Source organism: Sulfuricurvum sp., assembly GCF_049587615.1.
Lineage (GTDB): Bacteria > Campylobacterota > Campylobacteria > Campylobacterales > Sulfurimonadaceae > Sulfuricurvum.
The window spans coordinates 54,852-77,655 of record NZ_JBAVEF010000024.1 but is presented as its reverse complement, the minus strand read 5'-3'; the positions used below and the strand labels follow the sequence as shown (position 1 = coordinate 77,655).

At 43.0% G+C, this 22,804-nt stretch carries 22 protein-coding genes; 1 reads left to right on the top strand and 21 read right to left on the bottom strand.

Features of this window, described 5'->3' with window-relative positions:
* A partial coding sequence (locus WB308_RS04695; protein ID WP_424189505.1) for an HD domain-containing protein occupies positions 1-2,321 on the bottom strand: 2,321 nt, incomplete at its 3' end.
* A 670-nt stretch (positions 2,322-2,991) separates the two neighbouring features.
* Between WB308_RS04695 and ybeY the strand changes: the two genes are divergently transcribed.
* Entirely contained in the window at positions 2,992-3,414 is a 423-nt protein-coding gene (ybeY, locus tag WB308_RS04690; protein ID WP_424189503.1) for an rRNA maturation RNase YbeY, read from the top strand.
* A 157-nt stretch (positions 3,415-3,571) separates the two neighbouring features.
* Here the strand turns inward: ybeY and mrdA are convergent, their stop codons facing one another.
* The 20 genes from mrdA to WB308_RS04590 all read right to left on the bottom strand — a co-directional run bounded on the left by mrdA (position 3,572) and on the right by WB308_RS04590 (position 22,604).
* Entirely contained in the window at positions 3,572-5,359 is a 1,788-nt protein-coding gene (gene mrdA / locus WB308_RS04685) for a penicillin-binding protein 2 (RefSeq protein WP_424189501.1), read from the bottom strand.
* A complete protein-coding gene (locus WB308_RS04680) occupies positions 5,356-5,811 on the bottom strand; it encodes a hypothetical protein (RefSeq protein ID WP_424189499.1) in 456 nt (151 codons plus the stop codon). Before WB308_RS04680 ends, mrdA begins: the two co-directional genes overlap by 4 nt.
* Complete coding sequence (locus WB308_RS04675; protein ID WP_424189497.1) at positions 5,778-6,239, bottom strand: N-acetyltransferase; 462 nt, start codon at positions 6,237-6,239, stop codon at positions 5,778-5,780. The genes WB308_RS04680 and WB308_RS04675 overlap by 34 nt, the downstream gene beginning before the upstream one ends.
* A complete protein-coding gene (yihA, locus tag WB308_RS04670) occupies positions 6,239-6,847 on the bottom strand; it encodes a ribosome biogenesis GTP-binding protein YihA/YsxC (RefSeq protein ID WP_424189495.1) in 609 nt (202 codons plus the stop codon). Before yihA ends, WB308_RS04675 begins: the two co-directional genes overlap by 1 nt.
* On the bottom strand, positions 6,844-7,335 hold the full coding sequence (gene lptA / locus WB308_RS04665; protein ID WP_424189493.1) for a lipopolysaccharide transport periplasmic protein LptA: 492 nt from the start codon (positions 7,333-7,335) through the stop codon (positions 6,844-6,846). Before lptA ends, yihA begins: the two co-directional genes overlap by 4 nt.
* 10 nt (positions 7,336-7,345) lie before the next feature.
* On the bottom strand, positions 7,346-7,855 hold the full coding sequence (locus tag WB308_RS04660; RefSeq protein ID WP_424189491.1) for a hypothetical protein: 510 nt from the start codon (positions 7,853-7,855) through the stop codon (positions 7,346-7,348).
* Positions 7,855-8,346 (bottom strand): KdsC family phosphatase, encoded by a 492-nt coding sequence (locus tag WB308_RS04655; protein WP_424189489.1) that lies wholly within the window; start codon positions 8,344-8,346, stop codon positions 7,855-7,857. The genes WB308_RS04660 and WB308_RS04655 overlap by 1 nt, the downstream gene beginning before the upstream one ends.
* The gene (gene hisB / locus WB308_RS04650; RefSeq protein WP_424189487.1) at positions 8,343-8,915 is read right to left on the bottom strand and encodes an imidazoleglycerol-phosphate dehydratase HisB; all 573 of its coding nucleotides are present in this window, start codon (positions 8,913-8,915) and stop codon (positions 8,343-8,345) included. Before hisB ends, WB308_RS04655 begins: the two co-directional genes overlap by 4 nt.
* 1 nt (position 8,916) lies before the next feature.
* Positions 8,917-9,702 carry a septal ring lytic transglycosylase RlpA family protein gene (locus WB308_RS04645; protein ID WP_424189485.1) on the bottom strand — a complete coding sequence of 262 codons (786 nt, stop codon included), beginning with the start codon at positions 9,700-9,702 and terminating at the stop codon, positions 8,917-8,919.
* Positions 9,703-9,715: 13 nt separating this feature from the next.
* On the bottom strand, positions 9,716-10,936 hold the full coding sequence (locus tag WB308_RS04640) for a transglycosylase SLT domain-containing protein (protein ID WP_424189483.1): 1,221 nt from the start codon (positions 10,934-10,936) through the stop codon (positions 9,716-9,718).
* Positions 10,937-10,951: 15 nt separating this feature from the next.
* Positions 10,952-11,728, bottom strand: coding sequence for a TatD family hydrolase (locus WB308_RS04635; RefSeq protein ID WP_424189481.1), 777 nt, complete (start codon positions 11,726-11,728; stop codon positions 10,952-10,954).
* Positions 11,725-13,266 carry an AAA family ATPase gene (locus WB308_RS04630; RefSeq protein ID WP_424189479.1) on the bottom strand — a complete coding sequence of 514 codons (1,542 nt, stop codon included), beginning with the start codon at positions 13,264-13,266 and terminating at the stop codon, positions 11,725-11,727. The genes WB308_RS04635 and WB308_RS04630 overlap by 4 nt, the downstream gene beginning before the upstream one ends.
* Positions 13,266-14,120, bottom strand: a complete 855-nt coding sequence (locus WB308_RS04625) for an NAD(+)/NADH kinase (protein ID WP_424189477.1) — start codon at positions 14,118-14,120, stop codon at positions 13,266-13,268. The genes WB308_RS04630 and WB308_RS04625 overlap by 1 nt, the downstream gene beginning before the upstream one ends.
* A gap of 57 nt (positions 14,121-14,177) precedes the next feature.
* Positions 14,178-15,098 carry a phosphatase gene (locus WB308_RS04620; RefSeq protein WP_424189475.1) on the bottom strand — a complete coding sequence of 307 codons (921 nt, stop codon included), beginning with the start codon at positions 15,096-15,098 and terminating at the stop codon, positions 14,178-14,180.
* Positions 15,056-17,182 carry a WD40 repeat domain-containing protein gene (locus tag WB308_RS04615; RefSeq protein WP_424189473.1) on the bottom strand — a complete coding sequence of 709 codons (2,127 nt, stop codon included), beginning with the start codon at positions 17,180-17,182 and terminating at the stop codon, positions 15,056-15,058. The genes WB308_RS04620 and WB308_RS04615 overlap by 43 nt, the downstream gene beginning before the upstream one ends.
* A 15-nt stretch (positions 17,183-17,197) precedes the next feature.
* The gene (gene ilvA, locus WB308_RS04610; protein ID WP_424189471.1) at positions 17,198-18,409 is read right to left on the bottom strand and encodes a threonine ammonia-lyase; all 1,212 of its coding nucleotides are present in this window, start codon (positions 18,407-18,409) and stop codon (positions 17,198-17,200) included.
* A gap of 9 nt (positions 18,410-18,418) precedes the next feature.
* Entirely contained in the window at positions 18,419-18,850 is a 432-nt protein-coding gene (locus WB308_RS04605) for a CoA-binding protein (protein WP_424189469.1), read from the bottom strand.
* A gap of 44 nt (positions 18,851-18,894) precedes the next feature.
* Positions 18,895-20,163, bottom strand: coding sequence for a citrate synthase (locus tag WB308_RS04600; protein WP_424189467.1), 1,269 nt, complete (start codon positions 20,161-20,163; stop codon positions 18,895-18,897).
* A gap of 80 nt (positions 20,164-20,243) precedes the next feature.
* Complete coding sequence (locus tag WB308_RS04595) at positions 20,244-20,777, bottom strand: DUF882 domain-containing protein (RefSeq protein ID WP_424189465.1); 534 nt, start codon at positions 20,775-20,777, stop codon at positions 20,244-20,246.
* A 120-nt stretch (positions 20,778-20,897) separates the two neighbouring features.
* Positions 20,898-22,604, bottom strand: coding sequence for a L,D-transpeptidase family protein (locus WB308_RS04590; protein WP_424189463.1), 1,707 nt, complete (start codon positions 22,602-22,604; stop codon positions 20,898-20,900).
* Between the last annotated feature and the right edge of the window lie 200 nt (positions 22,605-22,804).

Genomic DNA, 22,804 nt, shown 5'->3' with positions numbered 1-22,804 from the left:
CGATCCTGATTTTCAAACAAATAATCAAACACAACATATTTATCTTTCAACTCTAAACTACCAATGGGAACAAACTTTTTATTGATTAGAATCATAGGAAACATGCTATTGTCTCCATTCGTATGAGATTCTAATAATATAAAGTTTTTTATACTTACATGAGACCACTTTAATAAAGAAATTCTTTTAGCAATCTCTTGATAATATGAAAACAGAATACTATGCTTTAATTTATGTTCTTCAAAAAACTCTTTTATAACCAAGCCATCCCTTGTCAAAGTCAATGGAAATTGACCCATATTATCAAAAATAGCGATAGAAATATTTGGCATTTTATATTTATCTAAAATCAAATCAATAGAAAAAATAGGAGTAAGATAGTTCCTAATCAATATACCATTACAATAAAGCTTTGGAGATATTTTTTTAATCCAATAATAACCATCAAGCACAGTCCCTTCAACTGATTGCCATTTTGTAAAAATATCTTCTTTTTTAATTATATCTTTATTAAGAACACGTTGTTTTTCTCCGTTTTCTACAACAAAAAACTCAATAACGGGGCTATCTAAATAATACCAATACGAATACCACTTTAAAGCTTCACGATAACTATTATGTTCCTTCTTGAATCCTTCAACAATTTGGTTCAATCTTTCTTTATTTGAAGTAATTTTAATAACTGTTCCTGATTCAATGACATCAATGAAGTCAACCTGTATATCCATTGAATCTAACTTATATTCAAATTTAATCGCCTCATCTGACGAAAAACCTTCTTTCTTTGATATTACTGTTATTGTGTCTCCAATCAAAAAGCCCGCGAGCATACCAATACCAAACTTTCCAGTCCGAGGAACATATCCTTTTTGTCCATTTAAATGAGTAGCTTTCCATACCTCTGAAAAACGGTAAGAAGCGCCCACTTTAAGGAAATAATTTTTAACGACATCTATATCCATACCAATGCCATTGTCATGAATAATAAATTCGTCACTATCTAAATCAATTGTTATTGTAATTTTATAAGGGATAGTACTCATATGAATATCCTCTTTTTTTTCAATACTAAATCTTTCATTACACGCATCAATTGAGTTTTGTAGCAACTCTCTTAATCCGATTTGTGGAATGTCCCCGTATAATGGTCCAATGAGAATAGGAAAAATTTTTTGATTGTCTGCCTTAATATGTAATGTTTCTGGATAAAAACTTTTATGATTTGACTCAACATAAGAATAAGGATCATCAAGGTTTGATTTGACCCTACGCAACGTTAAACCTAAAGATGATAACTTGTCAAATCGACTATATATTTCCCCGTTTACTGCCCAAAATGAATCTAATTCGTTTTGAAAAGTAATCAAGAGTTTTTTGATTGATTCCAATGTTTTAACATCATCAGGTATAGCATCAACATACAATAGTTCAGCGTCACTGTGATTCTGACCCGTGCTCAGAATGGACAAATGTTTTTTCCATTCCGAAAGAGAGACTGGGCTACACATTCCAGTTCCTTTGATTCGAAACAATACTTTGGGAGTTCTCTTGTTCTCAAACTGTAAATAATCAGCAATTCTCAACACACCCATTAAAAAAGCTGGATGTGTCTTTCTGTATTCTCTGGCAGTATGATCACCTAATTCATCAACCATTTGTCGTAAATTATAATTATGGCTTTTAGCAATAAAACCAGCTAATTGATTATAAGTCATAAAGTCCTTGCTAAAAAGTTCAAATGGAGTTCCTCTGGTTGGGATACCATAGGAAGCAATGGTTTCAGCAATATCAGCATGATGTTGTCTAATAAAGTCGCCTATTAATATTTTTTGTCGATCATTCAAATTATTGTGATAAATCTCAGGTAGTTCGACAATTTCAAACTCTCCAAAAAAACTATACCATTCATTCTCCTCGAATTTTTTTACCTTTTTTTCAAATTCGTGCCATTTATCAAGCCATGTACCATTTTTACGTTTACTAAAAACTACACCATTAAATCTATCGTCTTTAAGTAATGACCACAACCCATACTTGTCGATATGCATTGCACTATCATGAAGCAATATAGAAGCGATAAGTACATAAATATCTTCAGGAGTTAAGATATCTAACGTAGCATCATTAATAATATGCGCAGAAGTATCTAATACATCTTGAATATGTTCTATACCATGGTCAGTGTATTCTGGAAAAAATTCGAGATAATTATGTTTGATCCAATCCGAAAATTTTCCAATTAATGTTATTGTTTCACCTCTGAAATTTTCATTTTGTTTTAAGATATTTTCAAATTTAGTTGGCAAGGTAAGAGTAATCAAATTCAGCCCTTTAGTTATAAAAAATTAATATTTATACATAAAAATTACTATTTATGATTATACCTCATAAGAGTATTAAAGCTATATTTAATATATGAAATATGGCATTTTTCTGTATAAATCAAAAATGTCTAAACTGTGACCAAAGACACATAAAAAGTAAAGAAAAAATTAGGATTTGACAGATTCGCAGAAGAGTCAAATTTTAGGGGAATTTTGTAGTTATTTTTAGGCAGATAAAAATCATTCTTTCATCCGCACCATATACTTATTTCAGTCATGTATCTATACAATCCTTTCAAAAATCAATTAAAAATGAATAATATGTAAAAAAGTATCCTATACAAACGAAAATTTTATTTAGCAGTGACAATCTATATCATTGTATTAGTAGCAATTTATTTACTTCAGGGGATTCGTATTATCTTTGTATTTCGCACTAACGTTATTATTACTGGCGTATATCATAAAATGTCATCGTCAATTTTGCAGAGTTCAAATTTGATGAAAAAGATCAATCGATTTTTTCGTGGCAACCTTCATGGCAACCGTTGCCATATTTATACGTTTTCGGTTTGTCAGTGACCGACTTTTTGCCTATTTTAGGTTAAATGAAAGCCCTATTTTGGGCACTTTTATAAATATTCAGTGCTTATGCTACAATGTCATCATGATAGAACTAGATAACCGAACCGAAAAAAATTACCATTTAGCTTTGGTTGAGCAAATTTCTGATGCGTTGAGCGACCGTGAGATCGAACTGATCCTCACCGATAACGATGAAATTTCCCAAATCAACCGTGAATTTCGCGGAATCGACAAAGCGACCGATGTACTCAGTTTTCCCAGTGACCCCTTTCCCGGTGCGCCGCTTGGAAGTATTGTCATCAGTGTCGACAAAGTCGAGAGTATCGCAAAAGAGCTCGGACATAGCGAAAATGATGAACTTGCCCTCCTCTTTATCCACGGGATGCTTCATCTTCTCGGATTTGATCATGAAGTCGACAACGGGGAGATGCGGGACAAAGAGGTGGAGATGATTGAAAAATTCAATCTTCCTAAAAGCCTGATTGTAAGGACTCTGGAGGAATAAAAACCTATTAGACTTCTTGCATAACCCTCTTAGGGATGGATCCCCGGGTCAAGCTCGAGGATGACGAAGTCCGTCATTCCCGCGAAGGTGGGAATCCAGCTTTTTATTAAAATTGAGGTTATCCAAGAAGTCTATTGGATTCTATCCTATTCGGAGTCTATTTTTGAATATACCCCAAATCATCCAGTTTATTGTAAATGGAGGATACCATTCCTCCGGTCGCTTCCCCGCCGTGTCCTCCGTGCTCTACTAATACCGTGACGATAAACTGTGGGTTCTCAGCCGGGCCATAGGTCGTAAACCAGGCATGTGAACGGCTGAAATAATCCATAGAGTGCTCACTTTGACGCTGTTTCGTCCCCTGTGCGATCCCCGTGGTTTGCGCCGTGCCGGTTTTTCCGGCTATGGGGAAGCGTGTAGATACGAATCCTCGCGCGGTTCCTCCAGGATCGTTACATACCCCGCGCATCGCACGCTGTATAATGGGAAGTTTGCTCTTTTCACTCGGAGTCAATACATCCAGGGCATTAGGGGTATAGGGGTTGTTACCGATAGATTTTGCCACATGCGGTATCGGCAGTTTTCCGGTTGCCATCAGAGCGGTGTATTGTGCCATTTGCATCGGGGTGACGAGAAAATCCCCCTGCCCGATCGAGGTATTCAGGGTTTCCCCCTGATACCACGGTTTGTTGTATTTTTCCCGTTTCCATGCCCGGCTGGGTACGGTGCCGATAAACTCATTCGGCAAATCTATCCCCGTTTTTTTCCCTAATCCCATACGTATCAAACCGGTACTCATCCGTTCTATTCCCACTTGCAACGCACCTTTGTAGAAATAATCATCGCAGCTTTGGGTGATCGCTTTGGAAATTTCGGTGGTTCCGTGCCCTGTACCTTTCCAACATCGGAATGCCCGGTTCCCCAGTTTCATTGATCCACTGCATTTCACCGTACTGTTTTCATGTAACATGCCGGAAGTCACATAGATCAGTCCCATTCCTGTCTTAATCGTCGATCCCGGAGGATAGAGACCGTTGATAATTTTATTGGTAAACGGGGCATCGACACTGTTCATCAAACGGTTCCACTCTTTTGAACTGATCCCGGAAACAAAGGTATTGAGATCGTATTCAGGATAGCTTCCTGCCGCATAGATCGCACCATGCGTATCCATAACGATGATTGTCCCTACCCGATTCCCAAATGCCTCGGTGATAAAATTTTGAAGTCGCATATCGATGTTCAGAACCAAATTATGATTCTCTTGTGTCGCGCTTCTTCCTATCTCTTCGATTTCGACATTGTGAGCGTTTACCTTGATCCGGCGTTCTCCGGCAACCCCTTGCAAATAGCGGTTGTAATATTTTTCGATCCCATTTTTACCGACATGCCCTAAAAGCTGTAATGAGGGATCGGCATCAATCTCTTTTTGATTCGCTTTTGCCACATAACCAATCACATGCGAAGCCACGGCTCCATAAGGGTACAACCGCTTCGGAGAGGGGGAAATTTTAATAGTGTCCCGCAAATTCATCAATGAATAGAGCGGAATAACCGTTTCGTGCGGAATAAAGTCCACGACATCGATAAAGGTATGATTATAGTAAGAATCATGCTGTTTATACGTCTTGGCAATTTTTTTGGCGTCCAATGTCGGAATCATGGAGAGAAGATACGCGATCTCTTTGTCCAGCAACGTAGTATCTTTCCCTTTGGTCAGATGGGGAGCCAACGCGATTTTAAATCCAAGTTCATTGATCGCAATCGGTTCAGAAGTACGATCAAGAATTTCACCGCGCACGGGCGCTGAAAGTTCGGTTTTGATACTGTTATTTTCGGAAAGATTTTCATAATAATCATTGGATTGTACCGAGAGATGAAAGACCCGTACCAGTAATCCAATCCAAACAATAATGAAAAATGTGAGTAAAATACGTATCTTCATACCAAAGCCGTAATCATTAAGAATTCAATAATCATGTATAACCCTATATGCCAATCGATCGCAGGGGGTGGAAGTAACAAAACACCGTTTGCAATCCACATAAAAATCCAATATCCCGGATAGGCCAAAGCGACAAAAATCGCCCCCATACAGATGCGGCATTGAATCAGCTGTTCGAGTTTCGGGAGAAGATAGCGCGACAATACCGTAAAAAAAAGGAGAGTACTGCCAATCCAAAACCCTTTTTCCGCTTCAAAAATCAAAAGCATCAACGCCACAATAATCAATCCGAAAAGATCATGTTTGGACAAAGCATTATAATAGGCAAAAAAAAGGATGGCAACCAAAGGGGGCAATAACAGATAGATGCTGCTTAGACTGATGTAAACGATAAATAAGCCGACTAAAAAAAATCGACTTATAACGTTTTGATAAGGGAAACTTCGTTGCATACCGGAAAATGTTTACATTTAATACAATCAGCCCAGATTTTATGCTCTGGGATCGACTCTTTAGGAATTTCTACAAATCCCAAACGTTGAAAAAAGCGCTGCTCATAGGTCAACGCCAACACTTCTTTTAATCCTAAACGGCGTCCCTCTTCACACGCATTCTCGACTAAAGTGCTGCCGATATTGCGTCCGCGATACGCTGTATCGATGATCATCGACCGCAGCTCCGCCAATGAGGGAGAGTGAATGTGTAGGGCAACGAAACCTACCAATTTCTCACCCTCCATCGCTAAAAAATAGGAGCGGATGTTGGTTGCGATCTCATCATTGCTGCGCGGCAAAATAACACCGGTTTCAATTTCGGGAGCAACCAGTTTCTGCATTGCCGGGATATCATGCAAGGTCGGCTTTTTATAGGTAATACTCATCAAATGTCACTTTTCAGCAATCGGTAGAGATGCTCGACAATGGCATCTACCCCTCGCCGCTTGGAGTTGGAGACCATAATCGCCCCCGGAAACCGTTTTTTAAGCTCGGAGAGCTCTTTTTGGTTGAGTTTGTCGATTTTCGTAAAAATAGTGACAATGAACTGATCCGGGGTGCAAATTTCATTCAAATAGGCATCGACGGAGCGGTCAATTTCCAAATCGGGATGACGGCAATCGATAAGGTGGACAAATATACGAATCTGTTTCCGTTCGGAGATAAAATTTGTAAGATTGCTCTCCCAATCGGTTTTTAATGATTTGGCTACTTTAGCGTATCCGAATCCCGGTAAATCGACAAATTTTGCATTCAGCCGCTCATTGGTCTCCCGATCGGCGAAGATCACATCAAAATAGTTGATCAAACGTGTTTTACCCGGTGTAGCTGAAACTTTTGCCAGTGATTTGCGTTTGGTAAGGGTATTGAGCAATGAGCTTTTGCCGGTATTTGAACGTGCCATAAACGCCACTTCGTTTTGGTACTCGTTTTCAGGTGTCACTCGGATATTAGGAGCTGATGTGACAAAGGAGGAATCAATAATTTCAATCATTTGAGAGGACTTTTCGATTTTGAATTTTTGTCTTGAATCGTAAACGTCATCACGACAGGCTCATCCTGAGCACTTTCGGCAGCCGCATTTCCCTGTACCGTATTGACAACTACTTTATCCCCTCTGACACGACGGTAGTCATCCAGTCGGATCAAATCCACTTTTTTATAAAAATGGTATTCACTTTCATTGGGAAGGAAAATCGCCGTTTGCGATTTCCCGCGGTATTTTTCTTTCTGTTCGGTAACGATGTAAAATGAGACATCCCCCTCCGCCAAATATTTGGTGGGTTTATTCTCTTTATCGGTGTAAATCGTTACTTTTGAGGCATTGAGTTCATCGGAGCCTTTGGTCACTTTGACGTTGCCCGTAAAAATGGCAACCCCTTTTTTTTGATCCCCTTTAAAATTATCCGAAATCACTTTAAGCTCTTCAGCAGAAGTAAAAACAAAGAAAAAAGAGGTGAATAGTATTAAAAATCGTATCATTGTTGTATTCCTATTTTAATTGGTAGCTGCCCCGTACCCGATCGGCAGACACCGTATCGTCTTCGGTATTGTAAATCAGTTTGTCTCCATCGATACGATTGCCCTTTTGGGTAATCACAAACGATCCCTGCGTCTCTATCACAGAGCTATCGGTCTCATATCTACCTTCATTTGAGCGGAATTCCAAGCCGTCTTCGCGCACATAATGGACATTTCCGTTGAGTATGATGATGTCACCCTTGTAATCCACATGATCGGATCGTACCGACTGAAATAAAGATTTCGTATTATCGCTAAATTTCGCTGATGTTACCGCATAACGTTCGTCAAATTTTTTTCCCTCTTGTCCTTCCAGAATATGATCGATCCCCTTATGGGAAATTTCATACAAAGTGAAAGAGAGGAGCTCTATCTGCGGGATTTCACCGACTTTTTGGGTAGCGCTATAATGGGGTGCAAAATAATTATACATTCCCAATAACAATCCCAGTAACACGATGAAAAAAACGTTAATCGACATTAGATCCACAGCGCCAAAAATTTTTCTTCTTCACCGTTGCGACGAATCACTTTTTCGATCATTTCACGAACACACGCATCACCGCCGCGCCGCTCCAACACCTCTGCGACGCTTTTCAGGTATTCAGAACCGTCTTGAGGAGTGTAAGCCTGCCCTGCCCATTGCAAAAGGTTGTAATCGTTCAAATCATCGCCGATGACCGCCACTTCGTGCGGCTCAATCCCAAGTTCACTGCACATGGCAATGGCTACGGCACGTTTATCTTTCACCCCTTGATGCAAATGGTGGATATCCAGTTCACGGGCACGGTGTTCAACAATGGTCGAATTTCGCCCGGTAATAATCGCTGCCGTATGGCCCATTTTTACCCATGCTTTGATCGCAAAGCCGTCTTTGACGTTAAAATTTTTAAGTTCCAGACCGTCTGCAGTATAGATAATCTTCCCGTCGCTCATACATCCGTCAACGTCCAGAATCAATAAACGGATCACAGTACCCCTTTGGTACTCGGAACGCCCGCACGATCATTACGCGCTAACGCACGACGCAATGCTACCGCGAGCGATTTAAATGCCGCCTCTATGATATGGTGCTTGTTTTTACCGCGCACCATAATAATATGCGCCGTAATACCGGCATTAAACACCACCGCCCGAAAAAACTCTTCGGCCAGTTCTGCGTCAAATGCCCCGATCTTTCCGGATACCGGAACATCATAGACAAGAAACGGCCGATTGCTCAAATCCAAATCGCAGCGCACCGCCGCTTCATCCATGACGATGACCGCACTCCCGAACCGCTCCACTTTTTCGATCGGATAGATCGCTTCACGCAGAGCTTGCCCCAAAACGATCCCGATATCTTCTACACTGTGGTGATCGTCGATATGGACATCACCGACACATGTTACCATCAAATCGATTTGGGCATGTTTCGCAAAACTCTCCAACATATGATCCAAAAAGCCCACTTTGGTCGAAATCGTACTTTTGCCCTCTCCGGCAATACGGAGTGATAAATCGATATCGGTCTCTTTGGTTTGACGTTTTTTTTGGATCATCTTATTCCCTTATGATAAAGGAGCCTTCAAAATAGCCCCGTGAAATGAAATCGCGTGCTTCAGCTTCACTTTTGAATCCACCGAGCCATACACGAAATAGTCGTTTGTTATTATACTCTGTATCTTTAATAATTGCCGAATAGCCATTGTAAGATGCATATTTTTGTTTGGTAATCATCGCCCCCTCAAACCGCTCAAATGAGCCGATTTGAACAAAAAAAGCACTCAAAACCGATTGTTGCGGCCCTTTAGCCAGACGGGCCATATCAATGGTGCGCATACTGCTCGGCTCAAATCCTAAAACCTCTAAAGTAACTGGAGCTGTCCCTTTTCGCGCAACCCCTATTTGATCAGCCGCTGCATAGGAGAGATCAATGATTCGGCTCTCAACAAACGGCCCTCGATCATTGATGCGAACAATCGTTTGGGCATTGTTTTCCGTATTGGTGACCCGGACGACGGTATTCATCGGCAATGTTTTGTGCGCTGCCGTCATCGCGTACATATCGTATCCCTCGCCATTACTGGTCGATTTGCCGTGAAAATCATTGCCATACCAACTCGCTCGACCGCTAAAAGTATCTCCTACCCGCACGACAGTAGGATAATACTCTTTCCCCATGACGGTATACGGACGCATGGTTGCTTGCAATTCTCCATTTGCTTTATAAACAGCCGATGAGCTCATCGCAAGTTGTTCTGAGGGGTATTTTTGTGATGGTTTTGTCGATTTATACGAATAAGAACCGGTTTTTGTCGTACATCCGCCCAGCACTATCACAGCCATAAGCAAAAAAGTTCTAGTCAGCAACTTTTATCTTCTCCCCTTCTTTCAGTGTATTCGTTACAAATGGATTTTTTATTTTAATTTGTTCGAGTGTCAAATTATACAATTGTGCGACTGAAACGAGGGTTTCACCCGGTACAGCCGTATGAATACGGCTATTTTTCAAAAATGGTTTATTGATGGGGATTTTCACCCGTCGATTGAGCTGACGCTCCTCATTTTCTCCGATCATATTTTCCATTATGATGGAGCTTTTAGGGACATCGTACCGTTTGGAGAGCTGTTCTAGAGTCTCTCCCGATTTCACCCGATGCATTACAAAATACCCTTTTAAATCTCTGGTACGGAATTTTTGACGAAAATCATCCAATTTTTCTTTGGGGATATAGATGGGATACGATTGCTCATTCGGAGGGGTCACCCCTTTTTTAAGATGGGTATTCAGAACAACAAGATTCTTTTTTGGCATTTCCAAAACTGCCGCGATCCGATCGATATTTTCCCCTGCAGGAAGATAGACCGTTGCGAGCGGGTTTTCCTGATCTGTGTTGATAAGAGAATCGTACTGGATTTGTGATAAAAAAAGTTCATCCGTTGCCAACAACGCCAAAGCGACTACTTTACGAATATAGTTCTTACTCTCCGCAGGAATATAGTCTTGCTTGGGATCGGTGAGTATTCGAATATCGGTCGTGCCCGCTTTCGCGATTGCACGTTTAAGCCTTCCATCCCCGCAATTGTAGGCAATAAGTGCCAAATACCATTTTCCGAATTGTTGCTTAAGGCTGCTCAGATAGGCGATAGCGGCACGGGTCGATTTGACATGATCTCGCCGTTCATCCACAAACTGATTCACCTTCAAGCCGTGCAATTTGCCCGTACTCTCCATAAATTGCCACAGTCCGGCCGCTCCGCGCGCCGAAGTCGCCCCTCCCCGCAACTGTGATTCAACCATGGCAACAAATAAAAACTCACTCGGCAAATCAGACTGTGCAATGAGGGAGGAGAGAATAGGGATAAAAAGATCCGTATTTTCAGAGGAATCGGCAAACCCCTGAAGGGCAGATTCCCGTTTTTTTTGAGCGTATATGTCGTGTAGATAAGGATCGTTCAAATAAGAAGCGGGGATATTAAAATGGCTGAGGACTTCGATCTTTTTTCGATCATGAGGATCAAACCCCGCTGCGCTTAGAGATAAAGGGATCAACAGTATCCATACCAGCAGATGCTTCATATCCACTCCATAACTCTATCCCAATCCAAACAGAGTTTTAGCATTCATTGTTGTCAGGGATTCGATTTCATCAACACTTTTTCCTAAAAGTTCCCCCATTTTATCGGCAACATAACGGGTATAGGCAGACTCATTGCGCGTTCCGCGATGAGGATGAGGAGTGAGATAAGGGCCATCGGTCTCGATGAGGAGCTTGTCGCTAGGAATGCGAGGAAGAATATTGACCAGTTTTTTAGCATTTTGGAAGGTTACCACCCCCCCTATCCCAAAATAAAACCCTGCTTTTGCAAGAGACAACAGTTCATCATCGGCATTGTAGCAATGCAAAACTCCCCCGACTTCATCGGCACCCTCTTCGAGCAGTATCTTTTTTGCATCATGACTCGCATCTCGGATATGGACAATCAACGGTTTTTTAAAACGTTTTGCCAGTCGGATTTGACGGCGAAATACTTCCTCTTGACGCATCTTTTCATCATGTTTCTCTTCGTCTGATCCTTCCAGACGAAAATAATCCAATCCGCACTCTCCGATGGCTACACACTTGGGATGAGAGGCATAATGGTCAAAATCGACCGAATCAATCGTTTCCATGTCATAAGGGTGAACCCCCACGGCAAAATAAATATCATGATACCGTTCGCACAATTCTACTGCCCGTTCCAGCGTTGATGGATGGGCTCCGGGTATTATAAATGCCTCAACCCCCGTTCCATGCGCACGTTCCAACATCTCGTCAAAATCATCATGGTACCGTTCATCGTCCAAATGGACATGCGTGTCAATAATCATCCTATCCCTCTTGAACGTTCAAATAAATCTCGGGCAAATCCGCGCGCCTCATCGCTTACACTCTCACCGCTGATAATACGGGCAATTTCTTCGATCCGCTCCCCATCATTCAGCTCTCGGACACGGCTCTCATCGTCTTTAAAAATCAAAAAATGCTGCTGACCCATCGAAGTGAGCTGCGGCTGATGCGAAATAACAAAAATTTGGTAGCGTGTCGAGAGGTGGCGTAAGACTTTTGCTACGCTCATCGACTCTTCCCCGCTGAGATTGGCGTCAATCTCATCTAGCATGAGGACACCCCCGTTTCCTTGCATACTCTCAACCCCCAAGGCCAGCAGTGCGAGGCGCAGACGATTGAACTCTCCCGAGCTGAGCTTATCAAGCTTCGTTCCGGCCAATCCCAAAACCGCTTTATCACACCCCGTCGCATTTAACGGACACGATTCCAGTTCCAACGTCGCTTCGCGCAGATAGAGCATCGATAAATAAGTGTTGAGCTTCTTAACGGTCTCATCCAAAATGGCATGACGATGGCCGGATAGTTCCTGCGAACCTAAATCGAGCATCGTTTTTAATCCGTTAATCTGCTTGATTAAATCGCTTTTGGAGTGCTCGATCGTCTCATACGACTCAAGATCCAATGCTTTTTGATCACGATAGGCCAATGCCTCTTCGACACTCCCGTATCGCCGTTTTAGCTCAGCAATCTGCTCGATACGGTCAAGTACCGATTCAACCGAAATTTCTTCCAACTCTTCGAGCCGCTCCAATGAACTCTCAAAAATACTCCGCAGCTCGTTCATAGCGTCATCGAAAAACGCACTTTCTACTTCCAACACTCCCAATGCGGCACTAACCTGTGATTCATGCGAAAAGATCTCCTGTGCCTGTCGAATAGAAATTTCAATTTTTTCTTTTTTCGAGAGCTGTTTTTTGATGGAATTCAGCTCTTCATCTTCCCCGATACGCGGTTTTATGGCATCAATTTTTCCAATCTCATAGAGGGCAAATTCTTTGAGCTCCGCGAGATGTTTCTCTTTCTCTTCGATTGCTTTGAGCTGGTCGGAAAGGGTTTTGAATTCACTAAAACGGGTATGATAAACCTCCAGCATTTCCGTGTATTGAGGTGTACGTTCACGGATCCGCTCATCGATCATTTTTAAAAGGGCCGATGGGTCAAAATCGCTGTAATCTTTAAGGCTTAAATGGCGAAGATACGTAGAGCTAATCGACTCCATCGAAGATTTGGAAGTACTTTGATTGTTGACGAAATATCGGGTTTTCTCTTTTTTAACATGACGGAATACATTCAACGGTTCGTTATGAAGGCCGTAACGCTCTTCATCAATATTCCAGGTAACACTCGATTCACAGATCTGCGCTTCAACACTCTCCAACCCGACCGAAGCCAAAATGGAGCGCATCAAAATCGATTTACCGCTTCCGCTGGGTCCGGTAAAGACGACAAGCCCCGGATGAAACTCCATATCTGCCTCTTTAAAGGTCAAAAACTCTTTTAAATAAAAGCGTTCGATCATTAATTCCCCCACCCCAGTTTTTCTTTGAGGACTTCAAAATAGTTAAACTCTTTACGGTGAATCAGATGTGCCGCACCGGATGCGAGTTTGATGTGGACCGTATCCCGATCGGTGATTTCCACCAAATCCTGACCGTCGATGATCACCAACGCACTCGCGTCCGGTGTTTTCATCTCAATCTCAAAATGGCCGGGAAGGACTACAGGGCGCTGGGTAAGAGAGTGAGGACATATCGGGGTAAGGGCAAATACCTGAGTAAGCGGGAAAAGAACAGGCCCACCGGCAGAAAGATTATAAGCGGTGGAACCGGTCGGAGTCGAGACGACGACACCGTCACCGTAATAGGTATTAAAATTGCGCCCATCAACAAAGGTCTCCAAATGGATCATTTTGGCGATAGAGGGACGTGTCAGTACGATATCATTAAAAGCAAATATCTCACTCTCCCCGTTTTGGGTGACAATGGTCGCTTGCAAAATAGCACGTTGATCGATCCGATATTCCCCTGCTAACAGTTTGTCTACAAAAGATTCAAGTTCACTAAAATCAAGATCGGCTAAAAACCCAAGCTTGCCGGCATGAATCCCCAATACGGGAAGTTGGTAGTGATACGAGCGGCGCACGGCTGAGATAAGGGTCCCATCGCCGCCGATGGTGACGAGAAAATCGCTGTTTTGACACATCATATCAAACGGCTGTCCCATCACATCAATCATTCCGCCGCTGATATTATCGATAATGACTTCGATCTGACACGACTCGAAAATCCGTTTGGCTTCAAAAAACATCTCTTTAAGTTCGGGCGTTGAAGGGCGGAGAATCATTCCGACACGTTTAATATTAGTTAATTTCAACTCTTTCCCCTCTTTTTTGGTATCAATTATAGCCAACTTCACATCCAGCACAAAATTTTATGGCTGATGGTAATATTCCAGTGCAATCCCTTCTCGCAATCCGTCATCGATGATGATTGCCTCGACACAACCTAACGCTTCATAAATGGAGGTCACCATCAAGACACCGGCAATAATAAGGTTCTCCCTCCCGACACCGACATAACGTGAACGTGTTGCCCCATCCATCTTCAAAAGCTCGTCATACACATGAAAACAATCCTCTAGACGCAAGGAAAAACCGTTTATTTTTTCGGGATTGTAGCTCTCATAATCCATCCCCAGCAAATAGGCCGCTATCGTTGTCGGTGTCCCCGCGGTAAGGACCAGACAAGAAGATGGGGAAATACGTATTGCATCCCGTACTTCCTCCCTAAACGATCCAATCTTCTCATGTAATGCAGCGGATGAATCGGCGCTCTCTGAGAGGGTGACAATCCCTCTATTTAAGCTCACCGAGTGAACATCACCGCCAGCGTAATGAATCAATTCGGTCGAGCCTCCCCCTATGTCTGCCAATAGAAATGATTCCGGTTCTATCCCTAATTTTTGAAGTCGATACCGAACGGCATTGAGGGTTAGAGACGCTTCTTTTTGGGAATCAATAATCGTAAATCGGATCCCCGTTTCCGCGTGTATCGTATCGAGAATAGTGTGTGAGTTTGCGGCCAGCCGCATTGCGGCTGTGGTGTACCCTATAACGTCATGACGCGAAAAATCGAGTTTCGTTTTTGCTTCGATAATAGCATCGATAATCCGATTGAGCGCTTTTTCGCCGATTTCATCTGTTTCATGGAGCGCTTCGGCTGTTTTAACGATTTTTTCGAAACTTTTACCCCACTTTTCTCCGTCAAATTCGATAAAACGGATCGTATTGGAACCTAAATCGATTGCTATCATGAGACGGTAATGTCGTCGATTCGGATGGAGGGTGTCCACGAATCAGCCGTCCCTTGTTTGAGCATTTCAAGATCGAGTTTCGTCTCATACCGATTTTTAAAATAATCGAATACGCTGATAATGCCATCATCGATTCCGAATAATCCTATGTATTGGCGAATACCGTTCTCTATCACGTCTTGAGGCGCTGCAATACGGAGTTTTTGTTCCAGCTGGACACAATAAGCTTGTGCCACAACTCCTGCCATCGCTCTGTATTTAGCCGGTATGGCGAAATACGGCTCAAATACCGCGAGCGTCTCCCGGGCAAGCCCTTTTGCCGCAAATCGCTGTGCCTGATCGACTAGGGCATTCCACTGATGTTCCAGAACCTGTGCTTCCGGTGTCTCATAAAGGAGCGGATAGGAGCTAAGATAGGCAAAAGCGTTCGAGAGGTTATTCGAGGCAATCGAATCATAAAAGAGGTGCTTCACCCGAATCGTTTCATCCATTTCTTGCGCTTCTACCGTATAATCCGGAAAGTCTTTCAAGATTTCACACGCTTTTCGCGCAATTGCATAATCCCCCTCCGTATAACTTTTTTGCGCTTTGATATAGAGTTTGCTGGCGTAATCCATAATGGCGCTGTATTCGGGAAACTCTTTCAGAAACGAATGTATTTTAATCAGATCAAAAAATTTGACATAATCACGCTGCGCAATCACTTTTTTCATGTATTCATACATCCGGCGCTGTGCGAAAAGCTGTTGGATTAATTGCGTCTTTTCCGATATTCCGCGATAAGGTGCCAGCAGTTCACGTGCCTGATTCTCTCCGTCCGACGCTAAAATAAGTTCCTGTGCTTTTAAAAAAAGTTTTTTCCATCGCAGCTCCATTTTACGATACGGTTCGGAATCTTGAAAGGCTCGGTACTGTTTTGCCATTGAATAAGCCAACGGAAAACGTCCCTCCTGGACATATCCCTGAAACTGCGTATACTTTTCATAATCACGAAGCATCTGAGTTATCAGCGCATTCTTTTTGGGAATTCCACTAAACATATCCAAAACTTCTTTGGCTTTTGCGCGGTCACCTCGTTCAAGATAGGAACGTGCTTTTTCAAGAACATCGGACCATACCCGTTCCGCTGCATCGTAAAGTTTAGAATACAGGAGCATCGGATTCTCTTCAAGCGCATCATAAAAAGGTTTATAGCGCCCTTCCCGTAACATCTGCAGGTATATCTCTTCATTTCCGAAAAGCGAATAGATACGAAGGTTCCCCTCCTTTGTACCGATGGCTAAACGAAACGGGTCATTCACGAAGGCCAACGAGGTAATCGATTCATTTTCTTTGATGTAGCGCTGTTTGACTTGTTCCATCGTCTGTAAATCGTATAAACCGACATAACCGAGTTTCGTTGCGACAAAAATAAAACGTTTATCACTGCTTGCAGTCATCGTCGTGATATCATCATTCATTTTCGTCAAACGTTTGATGATCTTGCCGTTGTTCATATCCCAGATGATCAAGTTTCCCTCTTTATCAATAGAGAGGAGTTTCGCCTTCGGTAAAAAAATGATTTTGACAATGGCACTGCCGTGTCCGCGCAGTTTCATCGGCTGTTTCATAGTTGCCATATTGAGGAGATTAATCGATCGGTCATAACTTCCCGTTGCGATCCATTGCCCCTCATCATGAAATGCAACCGTCGTGATAAAATCGGCATGAGGCGGCATCGAAAATGCCAAGCGGGATGTTTTGAGGACCCATCCGAATGCTTTTCCGTCTTGTCCGCACGTAACGCAATAACGGCCGTTAGGATCGAGCCCGACACTCTCAATCTCTCCTTGATGACGACCGATTTTATACAAAAGCTCTTTTTTCGGCACATTAAAAAGAGCCGCTTTGTTCGTTCCTGGTATCACCGAAACGGAAAATGTGCCATCCGGTGTTACATCAACATGAGAACCGACAAAACGTTCATGGGTAATATTACTTTTAAATCCGCCGACAATGGTATAGGTTGCCAAATCAATAATGCGGAGTGCATTTTGAGCGTCAATAACCCCAAGTCTCCCATTGGCGAGAGGTTTAAGCAACAGTATGGGACTTTTAATATTAAATGATTTTAAAACCTCCATACTGCCTATTGCCCTTTAATGTTCTTCGCTACTGAGATAGCGGTGCTCTTTGAGTAAAGCACGAATTTGTTCTTGATGTACTTGACCTTTTGTTTCCAAATGGATCATTACATTGGCATCCCCATACGCTAATGTCGTTGAGGTACGGTCGTAGTCGATATGGACGATATTGGCATTGAGTTCTTGGAGCATTTGGGTCAGTTTCATCAGGGCGCCCGGTTTGTCCACCAAGGTGACGGTAAGTTTCATTTTCCGTCCCGATTTGATAAGCCCTTTTTCAATGATGATGGAGAGAAGGGTCACATCCATATTGCCGCCGCTGAGAACAACGCCGACTTTTTTCCCCTGCAAGTACTCCAGTTTGTGGTGCAATAATGCAGCTACTCCGACAGCACCTGCCCCCTCAACAACCAATTTTTGGCGTTCCAATAAAAACAAAATCGCATTGGCAATCTCTTCATCGTCCACACTAACGATACGGTCAACGCATTCTAGTATATGTGCTAATGTGATTTCAGAGGTATCTCTCACGGCAATGCCGTCCGCGATCGTTCGTACTGAAGTGCTGTCGATTGCCCGTTTGGCCTCAAAAGACTCTTTCATCGCAGGAGCGCCTACCGCACTTACTCCGATCACTTCGGTTTTAGGAGAGAGCGCTTTGATTGCCGATGCCATCCCTGAAATCAACCCTCCGCCGCCTACGGGGATAACGATCGCATCCAAATCGTCCATTTCTTCGATCATCTCAATCGCAATGGTTCCCTGCCCCGCCATAACGGATGCATCGGCAAACGGATGAACGAACACCATGCCATGCTCACTCCCGTACGTCGAAGCATACTCATACGCTTCATCATAATTGGTCCCGGCCAAAATAACCTCTGCCCCGTAATAGCGCACACCGTTAATTTTGGTCAATGGTGTCGATTCAGGCATCACAATCAACGCTTTGATTCCAAATATTTGCGCTGCCATGGCAACGCCCTGCGCATGATTACCCGCACTTGCGGCAATAACACCGCACTGACGCTCCGCTTCCGACAAAGTCGCAATTTTATTGTAGGCACCCCGAATTTTAAAAGCACCGGTCACTTGAAGGTTCTCTTTTTTGAGATAAATTTCAGCTCCGCACTCTTCACTCAATCTCGGAGCATAGGCGAACGGTGTCTCGACCACCGTCCCCTTAATCCGTTCATGCGCCTGATATATTGTTTCTAAATCAACCAAGGATTCCCTTTAGGCAAAAATGTTACGATGTTCGACCATCGAGCAATGATTTTGTACGACTCGCATCCCTGCATTTCGGGCGCGTTCTGCGGCTTCATTATTGACAATCCCTTTTTGAGCCCAAAAGACTTTAATATCGCCCCGTGCGATACACGCATCGGCAATGGCATCCAATGCATCCGGTTTGCGAAAGATATTGACCATATCAACGGCACATGGGATCTCTGCGAGTGAACGGTAAACTTTCTCCCCTAAAATCGTCTCTTCTTTGGGATAAACCGGGATAATCGTATATCCTGCCTTTTTCAAATATTCGGCTACGCGATAACTGTCTTTGGTCTGATCGGGTGAAAGCCCCAGAATCGCTATGGTTTTGACATCCGATAAAATCGCTTTGATCTCATCATTTGATGCATTGACAGTGGGGAATTCGCACTCCATTAAAGACTCCTATACAGGTAAATGTTTCTTATTATACCAAAACTTCACAGACCTTTTTTCACTTCACCGATGTAACGCTGTCGCGGACGTGCAATCTTCGTTTCAGGATCATTTTTAAGCTCGATCCATTGGGCAATCCACCCAACGCAGCGGCCTATTACAAAAATGATCGTAAACATCGATTTTGGGATTTTAAGGGCGGTTAAAATCAATCCTGAATAAAAATCGATATTCGGATAGAGTTTACGTTGGATGAAATACTCATCTTCCAATGCGATACGCTCTATTTTTTCGGCAATTTTAAGAAGATCGTTATCCACTCCGAGATCATCTTTGAGCTGATCGAGGAGTTTTTTAAGTATCTTGGCGCGGGGATCGAAATTTTTATACACCCGATGGCCGAATCCCATCAGTTTGAATTCGTCATTCGGATCTTTTGCCCGCGCGATAAATGCATCGACATTTTCGATATTCCCGATGTATTCCAGTTGAGCGATTACCGATTCATTCGCTCCACCATGTGCCCTCCCCCACAACGCATTAATCCCAGCCGACAACGCCGCATAGGGATGCGCTCCCGTTGAAGCAACGGCACGAACCGTCGTTGTTGAGGCATTTTGTTCATGATCGGCATGAAGGGTAAAAATCGTGTCGAGAGCTTTAACCTCGACATCGCGGATTTCAAGATTCTCCCCCGGATAAGCACGCATCATGTAGAGAAAATTTTCAGTAAAGGGGCGTTCAATATCGGGATAGATGTAGGGGATACCGAACATACGCCGATGCGTAAATGCCGCCAAGGTGGGTATTTTAGCGATGATCCGCCGAGCCATTATTTGGGCTTCTTCATCGTTCTTAACATTCAAATGTTCAAAATAAAAAGTGGAAAGTGCCGAAACAGCAGATGACATCATTGCCATTGGATGCGCTTTATCCGGAAAGGCATCAAAAAGCCGTTTTAACCCCTCATGGACAAAAGAGCGTTTACGCAACTCGATATCAAACTCCGCACGCTCTTTTTCATTCGGCAGTTTCCCCATCAGCAACAGAAAAGCGACGTCCAAATAACTTTTTTTTGTTGCCAAATCACTGATATCGTACCCCCGATACCGTAACTCTCCTTTATTCCCGTCAATGTAGGTGATCGAAGAGGTGCAACTCGCCGTTGAGGTAAATCCGGGATCATAGCTAAACATTCCGCTCTCTTTGTAGAGAGTCCGTACATCAATGACATCAGGACCGACGGTTGAGTTCAAAATGGAGAAGGTATAACTTTTTCCGGTACGGTTATCAGTCAGGGTAACGGTATCCATAGGAACCACTCCTAAAAATAGATCGTACTACTATACCTGATTATTCAAATAATTATGATGAGGAATAACACATGTTTCGTTTACCAGCTTCGAACGCGTCCCCTATCGACATGTACAAAGTTGGAAGCGGGGTAATACCCGACTCCCCCCTGAGCTAGCCCCATAGCAACTTTTCTAAGATCGGAAAGATTGCGCCCGGGTAGATTGATATCGATTGCTTTTCCTTCCATATGAAGGCTTTTTTTGGCCACTCCCGTAGAATTACTTCTTAGCTTTGCGTTTGTTTCGGGTGAACGATAGCCTGAGATAACATGAAAAGGTTCGCGACTATCCAGCTTGGTACGAAGGGAATGCAGCAGATCAAAAAGCTCGATATCCATCTCTGTGACGGCATTATTTCTATGATCTCTGAGTAAATAGTTGATCTCCGCCAAACCTTCAGGAATATACACCCCTTCAGCCCAGAAGGTCGTATCCAGTTTTTCGCCGGTATGGGTATTGTAAAAAGAGAGCGATTTCTTGTAGGGAAATGTCGTATTGGCCAACCCAAGATTCGGAAAAAGTGAGACAGCCGATACCATTCCCGCCATTTTTAAAAAATTTCTGCGATCCAATCTCTCCCCTTTTTTCAACGTTATTTTTATAATTATTATTCAATTATACCGTTCTTTAATAAACACTTTTCTTGTCTAACCATATTAATTTTGCCCTTAAATATGGAAATACAATTCATTTTACCGTGTCGGCCTCTCCGGAGACCATCCCAAAATATCCGCCAACTCCCCGTCGTAGCCGTAAACATCGTCACGAAAATTTTCCCTCCCTTCATCATCCGTAAAAACCGTCCAATAATTGATATACACCTTCATAGGCTTGGAAAGGGGGATTTTTTTGTTCTTCCCTCTGGCAATCATATCGGAAATATTGGTATCATCCCCTGTGTTACTGGCATTCTCCAACAGATAGTTTGCTAGTTTAACCGGTTCCTCGATCCGAATGCAGCCGGAGCTGAAATTCCGCTCCTCTCTCTCAAAAAGATATTTGCTTGGGGTATCATGGATATAAATATCGTAGGGGTTCGGAAAAATAAATTTGAGGCGTCCCAACACATTTTTTGCACCGGGATCCTGTCTGAGAATATAGGGAAAAGCAGCTGCGTTGGCTTTTTTCCAATTAATACTCGCCGGTTTGATCTCCTTTTTCCCGCTCTCATCCCCCTGTTTAAAAATTCGAATCCTCTCTTTTTTGAGATAGCGGATATTTTCGCGTACTTTTGGAAGGATATCTTTCCAAAGAATCGTTGAGGGGATATGCCAGTAGGGATTGACGACGAAATACCTCATCTCTGCACTAAAAATCGGGGTTTCCCGCTCCTCTTTTCCGAGTATGGCTCTCATCTTCATGAGTCTTGCATTGCCCTCAACGACACTCAGGGAGAAATCAGGGATATTAACCGCAATGTAGGTCTCTTCCCTCTTCTCTGGCATCCAACGCCATCGTTCCAGATTCAACCGGATCGCTAAAATTTTCTCTTCCACGGAAATGTTCAGTTTCGAGAGGGTCGTGTTTCCTACCTTTCCATCCGGATAAATTCCATGTCTTTTTTGGAAATTTTTGAGAGCATCCCGGTATCCCTCTATGGAATTATCTTCAGGAGCAAGCTCCCCTTCGGTTCGTAACCGTTCTTTGATCTCTTCTCCCAAAGCACGCTCAATCTCTTTGGGATCTGTTGAGGCAGATTCGATCGTTTTCCACCCGCCGTTTTCTTGTATTCGTAGATATCTCACTAAAATTGTTTTTAGCACCTTATATTCGGGATAGGAAGGGGCAAGCCGACCCAGTGATTCCAAGAGCGTATTATTTCGGAGTGCTTGTCTGAGATTAAGGGGCATATCGACTGTTTTTTTAGGAGCCATTTTCCATAAGGATGAACGCTCCGTATGCGGTACAATACCGTCGTAGAGATGTTTTCCCAACATCATATAGGCATCGGTGAGTAAAATATCCAGCTGTGCCAAAAGAACAGGACTTTTCTTGAAAGAGGGATCGGATGAGATCCTATCCATTAATACAACAATAGCCTCGAGGTTATAGGCCGGATCGTAACTCTCTAAACCGTCCTCTTCCGCCTGCTTGATCGCACGGATCACAAAAAGTGCCCGAGAATCAACACCCTTGTCGTCGCTCCAAACCGGATGGCACTGAATATCTGCATAAAACCGCTTCAGTTCCTCACCCGCTGACGTCGTTTCCGACAATGGACCGATTTGAAACGATGCTTCTGTATCTTGCAATGACCGGCAAATCTCTGCATCCACTGAAGTGCCGGAATGGTTGGAAACTGGTATAGAGGAAGATGGGATCGGGTATGCCGCCATGGCTAAAACTGAAAGAACAATCAAGAAAATGGGAACCCGCTGTATCCTTCTTTTGTTCTCCATAAACTATCCCTTTTCACGTACCTGACGTGATTTCCATTGATCACTCCATTGTATCCAAAAAGGTTGAATATTCACCGTTCATCGAATCATTCCCTTGTAAAGGAAGCTTTTGGCAATGTCTATTTTTTAATCACTCCAAAAATCATATGGGAAAAACAAAACGATATCATCTCGTTCTCAAAAAGATACGGAAAGGGAAC

Coding starts and splice junctions, on each gene's coding strand:
- WB308_RS04615 (WP_424189473.1), bottom strand. CDS start 17,182: ATGGAGGTTTTAAAATCATTTAATATTAAAAGTCCCATACTGTTGCTT.
- WB308_RS04600 (WP_424189467.1), bottom strand. CDS start 20,163: ATGGATACCGTTACCCTGACTGATAACCGTACCGGAAAAAGTTATACC.
- yihA (WP_424189495.1), bottom strand. CDS start 6,847: ATGATTGAAATTATTGATTCCTCCTTTGTCACATCAGCTCCTAATATC.
- WB308_RS04675 (WP_424189497.1), bottom strand. CDS start 6,239: ATGAGTATTACCTATAAAAAGCCGACCTTGCATGATATCCCGGCAATG.
- WB308_RS04635 (WP_424189481.1), bottom strand. CDS start 11,728: ATGATTATTGACACGCATGTCCATTTGGACGATGAACGGTACCATGAT.
- WB308_RS04605 (WP_424189469.1), bottom strand. CDS start 18,850: ATGGAGTGCGAATTCCCCACTGTCAATGCATCAAATGATGAGATCAAA.
- lptA (WP_424189493.1), bottom strand. CDS start 7,335: ATGATACGATTTTTAATACTATTCACCTCTTTTTTCTTTGTTTTTACT.
- WB308_RS04590 (WP_424189463.1), bottom strand. CDS start 22,604: ATGGAGAACAAAAGAAGGATACAGCGGGTTCCCATTTTCTTGATTGTT.
- WB308_RS04660 (WP_424189491.1), bottom strand. CDS start 7,855: ATGTCGATTAACGTTTTTTTCATCGTGTTACTGGGATTGTTATTGGGA.
- WB308_RS04640 (WP_424189483.1), bottom strand. CDS start 10,936: ATGAAGCATCTGCTGGTATGGATACTGTTGATCCCTTTATCTCTAAGC.
- mrdA (WP_424189501.1), bottom strand. CDS start 5,359: ATGAAGATACGTATTTTACTCACATTTTTCATTATTGTTTGGATTGGA.
- WB308_RS04680 (WP_424189499.1), bottom strand. CDS start 5,811: ATGCAACGAAGTTTCCCTTATCAAAACGTTATAAGTCGATTTTTTTTA.
- WB308_RS04630 (WP_424189479.1), bottom strand. CDS start 13,266: ATGATCGAACGCTTTTATTTAAAAGAGTTTTTGACCTTTAAAGAGGCA.
- WB308_RS04645 (WP_424189485.1), bottom strand. CDS start 9,702: ATGGCTGTGATAGTGCTGGGCGGATGTACGACAAAAACCGGTTCTTAT.
- ybeY (WP_424189503.1), top strand. CDS start 2,992: ATGATAGAACTAGATAACCGAACCGAAAAAAATTACCATTTAGCTTTG.
- hisB (WP_424189487.1), bottom strand. CDS start 8,915: ATGATCCAAAAAAAACGTCAAACCAAAGAGACCGATATCGATTTATCA.